Origin of the sequence: Nonomuraea sp. NPDC047897, from assembly GCF_043204415.1 — a bacterium.
In the GTDB taxonomy this organism is placed as follows: domain Bacteria; phylum Actinomycetota; class Actinomycetes; order Streptosporangiales; family Streptosporangiaceae; genus Nonomuraea.
The window spans coordinates 312,406-328,289 of record NZ_JBIDCC010000006.1 but is presented as its reverse complement, the minus strand read 5'-3'; the positions used below and the strand labels follow the sequence as shown (position 1 = coordinate 328,289).

The following is a 15,884-nucleotide window of genomic DNA, read 5'->3' as shown; positions in this document are numbered from 1 at the left end:
GCTCCCAGGCGTGTCGCGAACGGATGGCTGACCGGCTCACTCGTAGTGGTTGAACACCACCGCGTCCTGCAGCCACGCGCCGCGCGACTGCCAGAACGCCATGCCGTCCTTCCAGTCGGGGTTCACCTCGGCGCGGAACATCCGCGCCCGCCTTCGGCGGAACTCCGCGATGGCGGCTTCCACCAGGGCGGAGCCGAGGCCGTTGCGCCGCGCCTCCGGGCGGACGTAGAGCTCGCGGACGGAGCCGATCCGGAAGTCGTTGACGCTCTGGGTGTGGAGCTCCCCGGTCAGGAACCCGTCCAGCCCGTGCCCGGTGTCGACCACCAGGCAGAACGACAGCTCGTCGGTGAGCGCGGCGCGCAGCAGGTCCCTGGTGCCGTCGAGCGGGTCGCGGGTGAACGCCTCCACCTCCGTCACCTCGGGCCGGGCCGGCACCGCGACGCCCGGCCCCCACCGGTCGTAGGAGAGCAGCGGGACGTGCTCGCCCGCGTTCAGCCCCCACAGCACGAGCACCTCTTCGATGTCCTGATCGGTGATCAGGCGGACCTCGGACGGCAAGCGACCTCCCTGGGCGGACGGACGGGTACGGGAACGGCCGGCGGCGGTCACTCCGCGTCGCCGCCGGACAGGGCGCCGACCGGGTGGCGGGTGTACTCGGCGGCCACCTCGACGGGCAGCGCCTCGACCTCGCCGCGCACCGCGGCCTCCAGCAGCACGGACGGCTCGGCGCGCAGCCACGGCGCGGCCAGCAGCAGCCACAGCATCGGGCGGGCCGTGCCGCCGGTGTTGCGGGTGCCCCGGTGCCACAGGCGCACGTCGCGTACCAGCACGTCACCGGGCCGCATCGCGACGCGCTCGGGCGGACGCGCCGCCCGCCGCTCGGCGAGGAGCTCCTCGCGGACGCACAGCGATCCGTGCCGGTAGACCTCGCGGGAGGCCAGGAGGTGGGTGCCCGGCCAGACCTCGATGCTGCCGTTGTGCTCGCCGGTGTCCACCAGCGCGATGTTGACCGCCAGCATGAACGGCGGGTGCGCGAGGTCCGGGGCGGGCCACAGCGGCTCCCAGTCGGCGTGCACCGGCTGCGGCGAGGAGCCGGGCAGCACGGTGTGCCCGTGGTAGCTGATCACGCGTGGCGCCTCCAGCGGCGCGGCGCACAGGGCCAGGACGGCCGGGTGGCCGAGGAACGCCGTCACGTGCCCGTCGCGCCCGCCGGGGGGCCGGTGCCGCAGGTGGCCGTCGTCGTAGGCCATCAGCGCGTCCTGGTGCTCCATCAGCAGGGGCACCTCCGCCAGCATGCGCGCGCCGACGTCGCGGGCGGGCCCGGCCAGGCCGGTGCCGGTGAGCAGCACCGCGCCGTCGGCGGCGAGGGCCCCGGACGCGGCGGGCAGCCAGGCGGCGGGGTCGGCCGAGACGTCGACGGCGGCGACGGAGGGGACGGGCGGCCGCGGGCCGTGCGGGTGCGGGTCGTGCGGCCGCGGGTCGTGGGGGTGCGGGTCGTGGGGGTGCGGGTCGTGGGGGTGCGGGTCGTGCGGGGCGACGGCCATGTGACCTCCGGCTGCGGGCCTCCCATCAGCACCGGCTGAGACGGGCAGGATGCTATCAACGGGTTTCGCGGACATGTCAATGATCTCCGTTCGGGCCCGGGGCGGCCGCCCAGTGGCGTTCGGCGGGGGTTCCGCCGCCCGCCTCGCGGGCGTGCGCGAGCAGCCGGTCGGGCCAGTCGTCGTCCCAGAGCATGGGGTGCTGCGACCGGTACGCGGCGGCCGCCTCGATCTTGCGCCGCCAGTCGCCGGCGGTCAGCGGCGAGGCCGCCGCCGGGCCGCGGCCGGTCACCGCGGTGCCCGGCTCGGGGGGCTCCATGGCGTACGGCAGGTCCTCGTACCAGCGGGCCGGGGGCCCGTCGCGCAGCGCCGACGCGCAGGCGCGGGCCGTCAGCACGTGGTCGAGGTGCCCGCCGACGGCGGCGGGCGCGTGCACCTCCCCGGGTGCCAGTGCGGCGATCCAGCCGGCCAGCGCGCCCGCGACGGCCCGCTCCAGCGCGAGGTCGTCCGGCTCGGGCGCCGAGAACAGGTCGTCGCCGGCGGCGCAGCGGGGCGACCCGTCGGCCCGGCGCCGGTAGAGCGCCTCGGTGAAGCCGAGGTGCGCCGGCTCGGCGGCCAGCGTGGCGCACGCCCGCGCGTCCTCCTCCCGGCGCAGCCGCATCCCCTCGCGCGCGGTGGCGGCCACCGGGGCCTCGATCGCGCCCGATGCCGTCCACCAGGAGTGGTACCGCTCGGCGTACGGCGGCAGCGGGTCGCCCCCTTCTCCGGCGAACACGGTCAGCACCACCACCCTGACCCCTCGCCGGGTCAGCGCGGCGACCGTCCCGCCCCACGACAGCACGGCGTCGTCCAGGTGCGCGGACACGACCAGGACCGGCGCCCGCCCGCCGCCCGGCCCGTCCCCGGCCGCCCGGATCATCGGGACGGCTCCGCGAGCCGGGTCCACAGCAGCCGGTAGCGGCTCTCCCAGGTCAGCTCCCGCCCGCGGCGCAACGCCCGCCGCCCCAGCTCGGCCCGCAGCGGCGGCTCGCCGACGAGGCGGCCGAGCTGCCGGGCGAGGTCGCCGGGCCGCCGGTAGTCGAAGTACCGCACCGCGTCCCGGCCCACCTCGGGCACCCCGCCGCGCGCGCTGGCCAGGCACGCCAGGCCGCTGGCCAGACCCTCGGTCAGCACGAGCGGGCTGGCGTCCTCGCACAGCGACGGCACGCACAGCACGTCGGCCCGCCGGTACACCTCGCCGATGGCGTCACGGTCCACGAACGGCGAGAACTCCACCCGGTCGCCCAGCAGCGACGCCCGGTGCCTGACCTGCCGCTCGTACCGGTCGGGAGCCGACGACGCGGACAGTTCGGCGTTGCCGACCAGCCACAGCCGGAAGGCGGCGCCGGTCCCCGCCAGCTCCACGCACGCGTTGACCAGCGCCATCGGCCCCTTCTCGGGGGCGAGCCGGCCGGTGAAGAGCACGACGGGCACCCGGCCGGCCGGCCGGGAGGCGGGGTGGAACCGGTCCGGGTCGTGGCCGTTGTGCACCACCGCCACCGCCGTGGGCGGCAGGCCGGTGCCGTCGAGGAACCGTTCGGCCACGAACCGGCTCACGCACACCACCAGGTCCGCGTCGGCCACCACGCGGGCCCGCTCGGCCGGCGGGAACGAGCGGAACATGTCGGCGTGCAGGTAGAGGCAGATGCGGGCCCCCGGCCGCAGCCGCCGCAGCTCCGGCACGGCGGCGACCGCGTTGTGCAGCACCACCGGGCCGGCGAACCCGTCCGGCAGCGCCTCCAGCGCCGGCCGGACGAACCCGGCGTAGTGGGCGCGGCGCCCGCCTCGGGCGGCGGCCGCGTCGTCCTCCCGCCGCTCCCGCTCGCCCAGCGTCTCGCCGGGGCTGTCGTACGGCACCAGCCGGACGCCCGTCGGCACGTGCTCCCGGCCGCGTTCGGCGACGATCACGGTGGCGCCGCCGTGCCGGGCGTGCGCGCGGGTCAGCTCGGCGGCGACCGTGCCGAGCGAACCGCCGCTGGCGGGCGAGAACACCTCACCCGGTGGCAGCACGTGCGCCCAGACCGGTCCCGGGTCCGGCTCCCGGCTCGCCGGGTGCGGGGCCGGACCCATCACCGGGCCCATCACCGGTCCCGCGCCATCAGGGCGAGCTGGGACCCGATGGCCACCAGCCGCTCGTTGCCGATCATGAGGGGCGCCGACAGCAGGTCGCGGACCAGGCGGGCGACCGAGAACGGGCCCTGTTCGGCGTAGCCCGCCATCCCGCACACCCGCATGGCTGCCAGCGACACGTCCACGGCGACCTCGGAGACGGCCAGCTTCAGCGAGTTGATCCGCAGCGCGAACCCGACGGTCGGCCGGGCGGCGCCGCCCAGCACGGCCTGCGTCTCGCGGGCCGCCTCGGCGAGCTGCGCCTCCATGGCGGCCAGCCGCCAGCGCATCTCGGCCAGGTTCCCGCTCGGCGGCCGCTGCCCGGCCTGCCCGGCCTGCCCGCCCGTGCGCGTCCTGGCGTACCGGACGGCCCGGTCGGCGGCCTCGGCGGCCAGGCCGTACCACACGGCCGACCACAGCACGTGGGACAGCGGCGTCATCACCCGGTCGACGAGGTCGCCGAACGGCAGCGGCAGGATCCGCCAGTCCTCGAACTCGGCGCGGATCCGCAGGGCGGGGCTGCACGTGCCGCGCATGCCGAGCGGGTTCCAGCCGCCCAGGGCCTCCAGCCGGGTCCGCGGGGCGTCGAGGAGCACGGCGACCTGGTCGCCCGGCGGCGAGCCGGGCTCCCGGCGGGCGCTGACCAGCAGCGCGTCGGCCTCCAGGCCGTAGGAGACGGTGGTGGCGCTCTTGTCGATCCGGGCCAGGCGGCCTTCTGCCGCGTCGGCCCCGCCTGGGAGTGCGTCGCGTTCGACCGCGCACACGCTCGTCCGCAGCGAGCCGCCGACCCCCGCCTCGCTGGTGGCCGAGGCGACGAGGAGCTGGTCGCCAACGATGCGGGAGACGGCCGCGCCGAGCTCCGGGCCCGCCTCGCAGCCGAGCAGGCAGGCGAGCTGCACCTGGTGCATCGCCCACACCATGGCGGTCGCGCCGCAGCCGCGTGCCAGTTCCGCGGCCATTGCGGCGAGCGCGGGCACGTCCGCGCCCAGCCCGCCGCTCCGCTCCGGGGCCGCCGCGGCGAGCAGGCCGTGCCCGCGCAGAGCGCGCAGCGCCTCCTTGGGGAAACGGGCGTCCGCGTCCACCTCGGCCGCGTGTCCGGCCAGCACGCCGCGGGCGAGCTCCCGGCAGCTCTGGGCCGCCCGCTCCGCGCGGCCGCCTTCGGTCCCGGTCACGGACGCCCCTCCGGCGACGTGAGGGACAGGACCGCGTCGGTGATGGCCGCCAACGACCGGAACGTCTCCCGGGTGAGCAGCGCGTCCGGGAACTCGACGCCGAACTCGTCCTCCACGGCCACCATGACGCCCACCATGGCCAAGGACTCCATCCCCAGCTCCCACAGGTCCGCCCCGGCGTCGGCCGACTCGATGACGCCGGGCAGCACCGATCTGCCGGTCAGCAGGAGCCGCACCCTGCGCTCGACACGGGTTCGCTCGTCACCGGGCAACGCTCTCGCGGGCACTGTGCTCACCTGCGCTCATCCTCTCGTTCCGGCCGTGCGGCCGGGGTCGTCACGACGGTGGCGAAGGAGACGCCCGCCGGACGGCCGGCGTCGAGGCCCACCGGCCCCATCTCGCCCGAGATCCGGGCGAGGATCGCGCCGGTCGAGCGCAGCACGTTCCACTCGGCCGGGTCGAGCAGGCCCCAGCGGAGCATCGCCCCCACGATCAGCGGGTCGTACGGCACCCACACCCCGTCGGTCTCGATCTCCGCCCAGTAGTGCAGGACGGAGAACGGCGGCGACAGGATCACGCCCTGGGCCAGCCGGACCGGCAGGCCGCGGCGGCGGCCCTCCCGCACGAGGTGGAGCGAGCCGCCCGTGCAGTCGGCGATGCCGGTGCGCCCGACGAAGTCCGGGTCCAGCCCGACCGTCATGGGCAGGCGGACGAACCTGACCCGGCCGAACTCCCGCAGCAACTCGGCGGCGCCCGGCCCCGGCGGCGGCCACGAGGTGGGCAGCTCGAAGCGGGTCACGGCCGAGCCGCCGGGACAGGCGGCCCAGCCGTCGGGCAGCCGGACCCGCAGGTCGCACACCCCGCCCTCGCCGGGTTCGTGGGCGCACTCGGGCACGAACTCGACGTCGGCCCGCACGACGGTCCCGGCGGGCGCGCGCAGCCCCCTGGCCCAGGAGGCCGGCCCGAACGTCCACAGGGATCGCGCGCCCACGTCCAGGGCGACGTTGAGCAGGTCGAAGTGGTCGAACCCGGAGGGCCGGCCGAGCCCTTCGGCGAGCATCGCCCGCAGCACGTCCGGGCCCAGGCCGTAGTCACGTGCGGCCGCGTCCCACGGCACGTCGAAGCCGCGGGCGCCGTCGGGGACGAGCCTGAGCGCGCGCAGGGTGGCGTCCGGCACGGGGCCGTTCACCGTGGTCGCCGTCATCCCGGTTCACCCGCCCCGGGGCCGGCGAGGCCGGTCAGCTCGGCCACCTCCGCCGGCCGGACGTCGCCGAAGGCGGACTCGACGAGCAGCCGCTCGATGCCGAACAGCACGCCGCGGACGGCGTCGGGGCCCAGGTGGCGGGCGTCGGCGTGCAGGGTCAGCCGCAGCGTCTCGGGGGTGTCCTCGGCGTACAGGGCGAAGGTCTCCTGCTCCACGGCGGGCTCCGGCCGGAACACGCTGTCCCGCGTCGCCGCCCGGACCGCCGCCTCCTCGGCGGCTCCGGGGCGGGCGGCCCGGTGGGCGGCCAGCCGGCGGTCCGGCCGCGTCTCCTCGCGCATGTCGTTGAAAACGCACGACAGGTCGAGCCGCACGCCGCGCCGCCGCTCGGCCGACCGGGTGAGCCGGCGCACCGCGCGCCTGTCGTACAGGCCGTGGCGGTAGGCGCGGACGGAGGCCGGCCAGGCCCGCGCGACGACGTCGCCGAAGCCGGCGCCGCCGAGGTCGAGCGAGACGAGCACGCCCTGGATCATGCAGGCGACGGCGCGCCGCTCCGGCTCGCTGGTGCGGTTGGCGCAGATGAGCCGAACGGCGCAGCTCAGCATCCCGGTGTACGCGCCGAGCACCAGGCCCGTGGCCGCGAGCAGCACCGCCGTGCCGCTGACGTCGTACCGCAGCGCCTGCAGGTTCAGGGCGAGATCCGCGGCGCGGGAGTGGAGCACGGCGGCGTGGTAGGCGGGCGGGCCCACCACCGGGGGGAGCGCCGTGGGGGACGCCGTGGGGAACATGGTGGGCGGCACCGTCGCCAGGCCGGCGTCCCAGAAGGTCAGCGCGCGAGCGAGCCGCCGGCGGCCTTCGGGCGACGCCTCGTAGCGGGCCTGTTCCAGCGGCTGGCGGCCGGGGGGCGGCGGCGGCCGGTCCTGTCCCTTGGCGCGGGCCTGGACCAGGGCGGTCAGGTCCGCGACGAGGTTGCGCACGCCGGTGCCGTCGGCCGCGGTGTGCGCCACGCTCAGCAGCACGGCCAGCGGCTCCCCGGAGCCGTGGAAGATCGTCGGGCGGATGGGCAGCTCCGAGGTCAGGTCGAAGGGCAGGCGTTCCACGACCCGCCGGCGCTCGGCGAGCGCCTCCCACAGCGAGCCGGGGTCGTCCCCGAGGTCGATCAGGCTCGCGGTGAGCTCGCCGGAGCCGGTCACCGTCTGCGTCAGCCCGCCGTCGGCGTCGTCGGTCAGGAACGTGCGCAGCGACTCGTGCCGGCACACCAGCGCGCCCAGCTCGGCCAGCAGGTCGTCGAGGGTCAGCCCGGCCGGTGTCTCCACCTCGCCGGAGGGGTTGAAGAACGCCTCGCGCGGGTCCTTGTCGGTGATGTCGAGCCACATGGACACCTGGCCGCAGGTGGCGGGGCCGGAGCCGGTGCTCTGCCCGTCGAACCGGATCGGGCGGTGCGTCACCCGTTCCACGTCCGCCCCCCGGCCTGCGTGCGGTCCGCCTGCTCCCGCATCCGTTCCTGGACGTCGTGGGCGAAGTCGTTCCAGATCTCGGCGCACTGCAGCGCCATGTCGGCCACGATCGGCGCCAGGTGCGTGGGGACGGCGTCGAGCAGGTCTCCCCGCATGTCCTGGGCGATCACGTGGCCGTGGATCCAGCGCAGCAGGTGCCTGCCGGACTCCGACAGCCGCAGCGAGGGGTCCCGTTGCAGGGACCGCAGCCGCAGCAGCACGTCGGCCCCCTGTCCGGCGCGGCGGCGCCGCGCCTCGGCGGTGGCCGCGGCGGTGGGCTGCGCGGTGGCCGCGGCGCCGCCGATCCGTTCCGTGGGGCGCGGCGCCATGGGGTCCTCGCCGCGCCGGATCCGCTGGCGTACGGCGTGGGCGGTGCCGACGGAGACGGCGGCGTCCTGGGCGATCTTCCGCAGGGAGGCGTCCGGGTTGGCGGCGATGACGCGGGCGGCGCGCAGCCGGCCCTCCTCGGCGTTGAGCGGGCGGCGCCGGCCGTCCTTGCCGATGCGGGTGTTCAACTGTGGAGAATCAGCGGTCGAACAGCGGCGCAGGCCGCTCACCGTCTTCGCCGACAGGCCCGTCGTCTCGCCGATCGCGCGGTCGGACATGCCGGGGCGGGATTCGAGGATGCGTAACGCCGCCACCCGCCGGTCCTGCAGCGACAGCGGCATGCCGTGCGCGGTGTTGGCCCGCACGGCGGCGAGGAAGGCCGCCTCCTCGCTGCCCTCGAAGAAGCACACGTCGATCATCTGGCGGCCGTTGAGTATCGCCGCGCCCAGGCGGTGCATCCCGTCGATCACCCGCATGGTCTCGCGGTGGACCAGGATGGGCGGCAGAGCGGTCTCGACCTCGGCCAGACGGCGGACGTGGTCGGCGTCGACGCCCAGGACGCGAGGCGAGTCTCCCCGTTTCAACAGCTTGATGTGCACCGCGTACACCTGACGCGGCTCATCTATTTCGTGGTCTGACTGAACTCCCACATTACCCCCGGTGTGTGAGACGGTCACCGGTGCGAGCGCGCGTCGCCGCGGACAGGGACATATGAGAGCACACAAGATCCGGATAGTCCATAACGCGGCTCTGGTCGGGAGCTGCTGATACACGGTTCAATTAACCGCGGTCTGTCACTTATTAGTGACAAGTAGTTATGTTCCGATGTTGACGTGATCGCCGGGTTCGTTGCTAGCCTGTGGCCATCGCGAAGAATGATGCACCCCAGGAGCGGGTGGACGCTGTGCGGAACAGCTCGGCCCCTTATCGGTCGGCCGATGTGTGCGTCATCGGCAGCGGCCCCGGCGGGGCCGTCACGGCTCATCTGCTGGCCCGCAGCGGCCTGCGGGTGCTCCTGCTGGAGGAGGGCGACCGGATCGCGCTAGGCGCGACGCTGGAGGAACTCGAACCCGCCTGGGAGCCGGCCCTGGTGCGCGCCGGCCCGCAGGGGCTGGTCCCGGTCGGGCGCCCGTGGTCGGCGCGGGGCCTGGGCGGCGGGATGGGCCTGTTCGCCGGCATCGGTTTCCGGCTCAGGCACGTCGACTTCGACGCCCGCAAGCACGTCGCCGACGACGCCCTCGACCCCCGCTGGCCCTTCGCGTACGCGGACCTGCGCGAGCCCTACGACGCGGTCGAGCGCCTGATGGGCGTGGCCCGTGCGGCAGGCGCCGACCCGCTCGAACCCGACAGCGCCCACCCTCCGTTACCCCCGCACGCCTACAGCGCGCACGGCCGACTGCTCGCCGCCGCCGGCCGCCGCCTGGGGCTGCGCCCCTTCCCCACCCCGCTGCTCATCAACTCCGCCCCCTACCGCGACCGGCCCGCCTGCCACGCCTGCGGCCCGTGCAACGAGCACGCCTGTCCCACGGGGGCCAAGGCCGACCTGGTCGCCACGCTGCTGGACCCGGCCCGCGCCGACGGCTCGCTCGTGGTCGCGACCGGGTCGCGGGCGCTGCGCGTGCGGGCCGCCTCCTGCGACCGGGCGGGCGCGGTCGAATGGCTCGACCTGCGCGCCCGGGTGCGGCACACCACCCGGGTCAGGTGCGTCGTGCTGGCCGCGAACGCCGTGCAGTCCGCCGCCCTGCTCCTGCGCTCCCGCTCCCGGTGGTCGCCGTCCGGGCTGGGCAACCGCCACGACGTCGTCGGGCGGGGCCTGTGCTTCAAGGTCAGCGGCTACGTGCGCGGCACGGTGCCCGCGCCCGAGCGCGGGGTGGTCCGCTCCGGCGGGCCGTTCTCGACCGTCGCCTTCTCCGACCACTACCTCGCCGACGCCTGTCCCGGAGGTCTCGGCGGCATCCTGTACGAGGCCAGCCCCGCCGAACGGGAGCCGCGCGACGGGAGAATGCCGCTGCGGGTGCACTTTCTGGCCGCCGACCAGCCGATGTGGCGCAACCGGGTCCGCCTGTCGAAACAGAGAAACGGACTTGGCGCCAGAAAGCTGGTAATGGAGTATGAAACGCACCCGTTAGATGGCGCCCGGCTGAATTACCTCGCAGAACAGGCCACCAAACTGCTCATTTCCGCCGAGGCAACACAAATCACCCGAGAAGCGTCCGCATACGAGCGCGGCAGTCGCCATCTGCACGGCGGGTGCCGCGCCGGAGACGATCCGCGGACCTCCGTGGTCGACGCGCACGGCAGGGTGCACGACCAGGAGAACGTCTACGTGGTGGACGGCGGGTTCTTCCCCTATCCGGGCGGCGTGAACCCGACCCTCACCATCCTCGCCAACGCCTTCCGGATCGCCCGGCTGATCGCCCGGAACCTCGCCACGGCCGCCGGCTGACCGACGGCCGCCTTCACCCTTTCCGACCCGAGGGAGAGCCCATGCCCCGTACAGCGCCCACCTCCACCGCCCGGCCGGCCAGCCTGGCGCGGCCCGGCACCGGCCCGGTGTTCGACCGGGCGTCCGGCGCGAGGGTGTGGGACACGCAGGGCCGCTGCCACGTGGACCTGTCGTCCTGCAGCGGGGCCGCGCCGCTCGGCGCCGGATACCGGCCCGTGGTGGACGCCATGGTCGCCGAGCTGCGCCGCGGCGGCGGCATCCTGCCGGAGGCCACCTCGCCGCTGCGCCAGGCGGTGGCCGACCGGCTCGTCGAGATCTTCCCGGCCGCGCAGGCCGTCGAGTTCTTCCGGACGGGGTCGTGCGCGACGACCGCCGCGGTGCGCCTGGCCCGGGTGCACACCGGCGCCCGGACGGTGCTCACCGCCGGCTACCACGGATGGCATGACTGGCAGGTCCAGTACCGGCCGGGCATGGGCCTGGCCGACCGTGACCCCGACACCGCCGACTTCGGCTACGACCTCACGCTGCTCGACCGGCTGGCACGGCGGCGCGGCGACCTGGCGGCGGTGATCGTGACTCCCGAGGTGAACGCCTTCCCCCCGGAGTTCGTCCGCGAGGCCGAGCGCATCACCCGCGCCCACGGCGGCCTGTTCGTCCTGGACGAGGTCATGACCGGCTTCCGCTACGCCTGGGGCGGCTACCACGCCGCCATCGGGGCGACCCCGGACCTCGTCACGCTGAGCAAGGGCCTGGCCAACGGCGTCGCCCTGTCGGCCGTCGCCGGGAGCGCCACGGTCATGGAGGCGGCGCGCCGCACCCACCTCAGCAACACCTACCAGCGCGAGGTCACCCCGTTCGCGGCGGCCCTGGCCACCCTCGACGCGAGCGCCGGCGGGACCGCGGTCGAGGCGATGCGGGCGGCGGGCGCCCGGCTGATGACCGGGCTGGACGAGCTGTTCGCACGGGAGTCCGTCGCGGCCTGGTCGCGTGCCTGGCCCACCATGTTCGACGTCGTGTTCGCCGACCCGCGGCAGGGGCGACGGTTCTTCGCGCTGCTGCGGGAGAGCGGCTACCCGATGGAGTACGGCCAGCGCTTCATGCCGTCGGCGGCGCTCACCGACGACGACGTCGCCGGTTTCCTCGACGCGGCAGCCCGCGCCCTGCCCGCGGCCGCGGCGGGCGACGGTTCGCGCGGGGACGGCACGCAGGCGGGTGTGCGGTACGCCGCCGACCATTTCGCCGCCACCCGCGAGACGGTCGAGCGCTGGTGGCAGGCCGCCGGGTCCGCCACATGATCGCGTAGACGTCGCCGCCGCTCCCGCGGCCCGTTAGGGTTCTCGCTGTGGAACAGGAGCAGCAGAACGTGCCCGCCCTGTCGGCGGCCGCCGGCCTGGACCCCAGGCGCGCCTACGAGGTGCTGTCCGCGCTGGGCGACGGCTCGTGGTGGACCCTCGCCGACCTGGTGCGCCGCACGGCCACGTCCAGGCGCTCGGTCGAGGCCGTGCTGCGCGGGCTCGACGTGGAGCGCTCCGGCGACCGGTTCCGGGTCCGCCCCGAAGCCGGGCGCGACCTGCCGGCCACCGGTCACCGGCCGATCGACCCCGCCGGCCCGGTCGACCACGCCCTGCCCCGCCACGCCGAGACCGTGGAACGGATGGCGAAGCTGATCGCCGGCGCCCCGCGCGGCCGGCAGGCGCTCGACCACGTCTCGGCCACCCCCGAGACCGTCGTGCGGCGCGCGCTGCTGCTCGGCGCCCGGTTCTGGCCGTCGGGGGCGCGCGTGCTGTGCGTCGGCGACCACGACCTGACCTCGCTCGCCATAGCGTCGATCTACCCGGACGCCGAGGTCGCCGTGGCCGACATCGACGAGCGCGTCCTCGCCTACATCGACCGGTGCGCGGCCGAGCTCCGGCTGTCGGTCCGCACCCGCTGGGCAGACCTGCGGCTGGGCCTGCCGCCGTCGCTGCACGGCTACGCCGACGTGGCCGTGACCGACCCGCCCTACACCCCGGAGGGCGTCGGCCTGTTCGTCTCCCGGTGCGTGGAGGGGCTGCAGGACCCCGAGCAGGGGCGGGTGCTGCTGGCGTACGGGGCCAGCGAGCGCACGCCGATGCTCGCCCTGAAGGTGCAGAACTCCCTGCACGACCTCAACCTCGCCTACGAAGCCATGTATCCCGACTTCAACCGCTATTTCGGGGCGGAGGCGATCGGTTCGGCGGCCGACCTCTACATCCTGCGCCCCACCACCAAGTCCAAGCCGGCCGTGGCGGCGAGAGTGGAGCGCTTCGGCGCGGCCATCTACACCCACGGGCCGCAGTCGGTGGAGAGCCAGGCCGGCGCCGACGACGCGCGCCTGCGGGCCGAGGCCACCGACTTCGCCCCCGACCTGCTCGTCGGCGAGTGGCCGGCCGGATTCCTGCCGCGAACCCCCCGCGTGCGACTGGCCACCTGGCTCGCCAAGCCCTACGCCGCCTCCCCCGAACGGGTGGCCATCGCCGTGCCGCCGGGCCTGGACGCGGCGCTGCCACGCCTGCTGCTGGCCGCCCGCGCCGGCCACGTCCGCGCCTTCCCCGCCGACCCGCCGGGCGACGTGACGGGCCTGGCCCGCCTGCTCTCACCGGTCTACGACATCACCGTCCACGGCGGCGCCGTGGACGCCGTACGCCGCCCGCCGGTCGCCGACCCCGCCGGCGAGCCCGGCGCCGCCCTGGTGCGGCGGCTCCTCGACCGCGCGCACGGCAAGCTGGTCAACACCTGGCGGGAGGCGCTGATCGCCGCCCACCCCGGCCTCACCAAGCGTCAGGCCCGCGACCTCGTCCTGCGGGCGGCTCCCTGGGCCGACGGTGTCACCGCCCTCGAACTGCCGGCCCACCGGCTCGCCGACCTCGCCGAGGCGGTCCCCGCCACTGTCCGCCTGGCGGCCGCCGAAGCCTGACGCCCGCCGCGCACCACCCCGACGGCCACAGCCCGGCCGGGCAGGCGGCGGCCGGTCAGCACAGGGCGTCGCGTACGCGGGCGGGCCAGCCTTCCGGAGCGGGGCCGTGGGCGTGGCGCAGGGCCAGCAGCAGACGTTCGAGGCCGACGCCCAGGCAGGCGGTGTGCGCGGGCTCCCGGTCGGCCGTCCGGATGCCGAACTCGGCGCCGAAGTGCTCCTTGTGGTAGTTCACCGACACCACGGCCTGCCGGACCCCGTCGGCGACGTCGGCGGCCAGTTCCCACTTGAGCCCGTCCGCCCGCTGGGCCGAGGCGAGCAGCCGGCCCGGCCGCCCCCAGAACGGGTCGTTCGCCGGCCGTCGCTCGGCGGGCACGCCCAGGGTCCGCAGCCAGTGCCCGAGCCGTTCGAGCCGGTCGTCCCGCCAGGCGAGGCAGTCGGCAGCCCCACCCAGCCGGACCGTCTCGAACATGCGGAACGACCTCAGCCGGCCCGGCTCGGCCGTGGCCTCCTGCCGGTGGCAGTCGGCCAGCACGCTGACCTCGGCCGGCGCGGCGAGGACGCGGCCCTCGTACAGCGGGTAGACGTGGTAACAGGCCGCGGGCGTCAGCACCAGATCAGTGACCGCCCCGCCCCGGCTCACGGCGCCGAGCAGATGCGGGAAGGAAGTGCTGTAGCCGGCCCGGTCCGCGACCGTGGCGTCGAGCACGGGCGGCGCCCTCAGGTGCCGTTCGGCCTCCCCCGCGCACAGCCGCCGCAACGCGGCGACGACGGCGGCGAGCACCTCCTCCTCCCCCGCCGAGGTGACCAGCACGCCGGGCGCGGACGTGGTGACGGGCGGGACCACCGGGTCCGGGGTCACCGGCCGCTCACCGACCCGTCGGCGAGGAACGCGGCCCTGCCCGGCACCCCCCACGAGTCCGGCCGGCGGTCGTCCATCCCGTGCTCCCCTCGCGCGTGGTCCGGCAGGCGTGCGAGGAGCAGCATCGCATCCTCCAGCGGGATGCGCGACGGCTCACGGACCGCGCTTGAAGATCGCGAAAGACCGGGCGCGTCGATCATCGACCGCCTAGGGTGTCCCCGAGTCACTGAGTGATCTTCGTTCGGGTGGGCGCGGAGCCCGCCGACGGTCGATCGGGAGGCTGAACACGTGGCAGGCAGGAACATCAGGGCAGGCAGGAACATCAGGACGGGCAGGAACATCAGGACGGGCAGGAACATCAGGGCGGGCACGGCCGGGGCCGTCGCGTTGGCGGTCGCGATCGCCGGGACCGGCGCGGCCACCGGACCGGCGTCGGCGTTCGCGTCGGCACCCGCCGTCCATTACCTCGACAGCGTCAACGGCGACGACTCGGCGGCGGGCACCTCGGCCGCCACCGCGTGGCGGACCCTGGCCAGGGCGTCGGCCGCCGCCCTCGCACCCGGTTCCAGGCTGTTGCTCAAACGCGGCGGATCGTGGACCGGCCGCCTGTCGGTGTCCCGGTCGGGCACCGCCGCCGCCCCCATCGTCATCGACGCCTACGGCAGCGGCGCCCGCCCGGTCGTCAAGGGCGACACCGAGAGCTGCGTCCACCTGGCCGGCGACCACATCGAGCTGTACAACCTGCAGATCGGCGTCGGCCAGGACGCGGGCCGCTGCTCCTGGGCCGGTGTCAAGGTGACCGGCGACGACAACGTCGTGGAGAAGAACCTCATCACCGGCGCGGCGGCGGGCGTGTTCATCGCCACCACCGCCCGCCACACCGCGGTGACGGACAACGACTTCGTCGACAACAACCACATGAGCACGCTCACCCCGACCGACGTCGACCCCAACGACGACTCCGGCGCGTTCGCCGTGCTCGTCCAGGGCGACGACTCCAACATCGGCTGGAACCGGATCAGCGGCTCCATCGCCTTCAGCCACGACTACGAATGGGACGGCGCGGCCGTCGAGATCTTCCTCGGCTCACGCAACCGGATCCACCACAACATCGCGGTGGACAACGACACGTTCACCGAACTCGGCACCTCCACCGACGCCGACGGCACCACCAACGACCCGGACGGCACCACGGGCAACGTGTTCGAGTACAACGCGGTGTACGGCCCCAAGACCCGGGCCGGGCTGATCACCCGGGGTCCGCGCGACGAGGGCGGGCCCATCGAGCCCAACGGCCCCGTGCTCGGCACCGTCTTCCGCAACAACTCCGTCCACCTCACCCACCCCGACTCCGAGGGAGTCGTCTGCTACGCCGGCTGCGCCGACGCCCACCTGTCGCTGTCGCAGAACGTCGTCTCGGCCGCCAGGAAGAGCGGGTACGCCGACCCCGGCTTCACCGACAACCACCACAACGTCTTCTGGGGCGGCCAGTTCCAGATGCGGCCCGGCCGGGACAACGTCCATCGGGACCCCCTGTTCGACCCCGCCCGGCCGATGCGGCTGCGCGCAGGCAGCCCGGCGATCGGGCTCGGCGTCACCAGGTACGCCGAGCTGGACCTCGACGGGGCGGCGGTGGGCGGCGACGGCGGCATCGAAGCCGGCGCCTACGAGTACCAGGGGTAGACGTCCCGCCTCCCGGCCACCCACTGTCCGCTATCGTCCGTGCACATGTCTGATCAGCGGGAGCTGGACCAGGGCC

At 75.2% G+C, this 15,884-nt stretch carries 15 protein-coding genes; 4 read left to right on the top strand and 11 right to left on the bottom strand.

Annotated features, from left to right (window positions below):
• Nucleotides 1-36 precede the first annotated feature (36 nt).
• The 9 genes from ACGF0J_RS16335 to ACGF0J_RS16295 form a co-directional block, all read right to left on the bottom strand.
• Nucleotides 37-558: a GNAT family N-acetyltransferase gene (locus tag ACGF0J_RS16335; protein ID WP_393146392.1), complete on the bottom strand. Its 522-nt coding sequence runs from the start codon at nucleotides 556-558 to the stop codon at nucleotides 37-39.
• Nucleotides 559-605: 47 nt separating this feature from the next.
• A complete protein-coding gene (locus tag ACGF0J_RS16330) occupies nucleotides 606-1,544 on the bottom strand; it encodes a phytanoyl-CoA dioxygenase family protein (RefSeq protein WP_393146390.1) in 939 nt (312 codons plus the stop codon).
• Between the two features lie 76 nt (nucleotides 1,545-1,620).
• Nucleotides 1,621-2,460, bottom strand: a complete 840-nt coding sequence (locus ACGF0J_RS16325) for a PIG-L deacetylase family protein (protein WP_393146388.1) — start codon at nucleotides 2,458-2,460, stop codon at nucleotides 1,621-1,623.
• Nucleotides 2,457-3,662, bottom strand: coding sequence for a glycosyltransferase family 4 protein (locus ACGF0J_RS16320; RefSeq protein WP_393146386.1), 1,206 nt, complete (start codon nucleotides 3,660-3,662; stop codon nucleotides 2,457-2,459). The genes ACGF0J_RS16325 and ACGF0J_RS16320 overlap by 4 nt, the downstream gene beginning before the upstream one ends.
• The gene (locus ACGF0J_RS16315; protein ID WP_393146384.1) at nucleotides 3,662-4,861 is read right to left on the bottom strand and encodes an acyl-CoA dehydrogenase family protein; all 1,200 of its coding nucleotides are present in this window, start codon (nucleotides 4,859-4,861) and stop codon (nucleotides 3,662-3,664) included. The genes ACGF0J_RS16320 and ACGF0J_RS16315 overlap by 1 nt, the downstream gene beginning before the upstream one ends.
• Complete coding sequence (locus ACGF0J_RS16310) at nucleotides 4,858-5,157, bottom strand: acyl carrier protein (RefSeq protein ID WP_393146382.1); 300 nt, start codon at nucleotides 5,155-5,157, stop codon at nucleotides 4,858-4,860. Before ACGF0J_RS16310 ends, ACGF0J_RS16315 begins: the two co-directional genes overlap by 4 nt.
• Nucleotides 5,154-6,065, bottom strand: a complete 912-nt coding sequence (locus ACGF0J_RS16305) for a transglutaminase domain-containing protein (RefSeq protein ID WP_393146380.1) — start codon at nucleotides 6,063-6,065, stop codon at nucleotides 5,154-5,156. The genes ACGF0J_RS16310 and ACGF0J_RS16305 overlap by 4 nt, the downstream gene beginning before the upstream one ends.
• Nucleotides 6,062-7,519 (bottom strand): condensation domain-containing protein, encoded by a 1,458-nt coding sequence (locus ACGF0J_RS16300; protein ID WP_393146378.1) that lies wholly within the window; start codon nucleotides 7,517-7,519, stop codon nucleotides 6,062-6,064. Before ACGF0J_RS16300 ends, ACGF0J_RS16305 begins: the two co-directional genes overlap by 4 nt.
• Nucleotides 7,507-8,484 carry a hypothetical protein gene (locus tag ACGF0J_RS16295; RefSeq protein ID WP_393146376.1) on the bottom strand — a complete coding sequence of 326 codons (978 nt, stop codon included), beginning with the start codon at nucleotides 8,482-8,484 and terminating at the stop codon, nucleotides 7,507-7,509. Before ACGF0J_RS16295 ends, ACGF0J_RS16300 begins: the two co-directional genes overlap by 13 nt.
• Nucleotides 8,485-8,780: 296 nt before the next feature.
• Between ACGF0J_RS16295 and ACGF0J_RS16290 the strand changes: the two genes are divergently transcribed.
• Genes ACGF0J_RS16290 through ACGF0J_RS16280 form a run of 3 tightly spaced genes read left to right on the top strand, consistent with a single transcriptional unit; the run spans nucleotide 8,781 to nucleotide 13,266 of the window.
• Nucleotides 8,781-10,331, top strand: a complete 1,551-nt coding sequence (locus ACGF0J_RS16290) for a GMC oxidoreductase (protein ID WP_393146374.1) — start codon at nucleotides 8,781-8,783, stop codon at nucleotides 10,329-10,331.
• Nucleotides 10,332-10,372: 41 nt separating this feature from the next.
• Nucleotides 10,373-11,626, top strand: a complete 1,254-nt coding sequence (locus ACGF0J_RS16285) for an aminotransferase class III-fold pyridoxal phosphate-dependent enzyme (protein WP_393146372.1) — start codon at nucleotides 10,373-10,375, stop codon at nucleotides 11,624-11,626.
• 47 nt (nucleotides 11,627-11,673) lie between these two features.
• On the top strand, nucleotides 11,674-13,266 hold the full coding sequence (locus ACGF0J_RS16280; protein WP_393146370.1) for a bis-aminopropyl spermidine synthase family protein: 1,593 nt from the start codon (nucleotides 11,674-11,676) through the stop codon (nucleotides 13,264-13,266).
• Between the two features lie 55 nt (nucleotides 13,267-13,321).
• Here ACGF0J_RS16280 and ACGF0J_RS16275 read toward each other — a convergent pair whose 3' ends face one another.
• Nucleotides 13,322-14,125 carry a hypothetical protein gene (locus ACGF0J_RS16275; protein WP_393146368.1) on the bottom strand — a complete coding sequence of 268 codons (804 nt, stop codon included), beginning with the start codon at nucleotides 14,123-14,125 and terminating at the stop codon, nucleotides 13,322-13,324.
• Nucleotides 14,122-14,250: a hypothetical protein gene (locus ACGF0J_RS16270; protein ID WP_393146366.1), complete on the bottom strand. Its 129-nt coding sequence runs from the start codon at nucleotides 14,248-14,250 to the stop codon at nucleotides 14,122-14,124. The genes ACGF0J_RS16275 and ACGF0J_RS16270 overlap by 4 nt, the downstream gene beginning before the upstream one ends.
• A 163-nt stretch (nucleotides 14,251-14,413) precedes the next feature.
• Here ACGF0J_RS16270 and ACGF0J_RS16265 point away from each other — a divergent pair, with 163 nt between their 5' ends.
• Nucleotides 14,414-15,808 (top strand): hypothetical protein, encoded by a 1,395-nt coding sequence (locus ACGF0J_RS16265; RefSeq protein WP_393146364.1) that lies wholly within the window; start codon nucleotides 14,414-14,416, stop codon nucleotides 15,806-15,808.
• Nucleotides 15,809-15,884 lie beyond the last annotated feature (76 nt).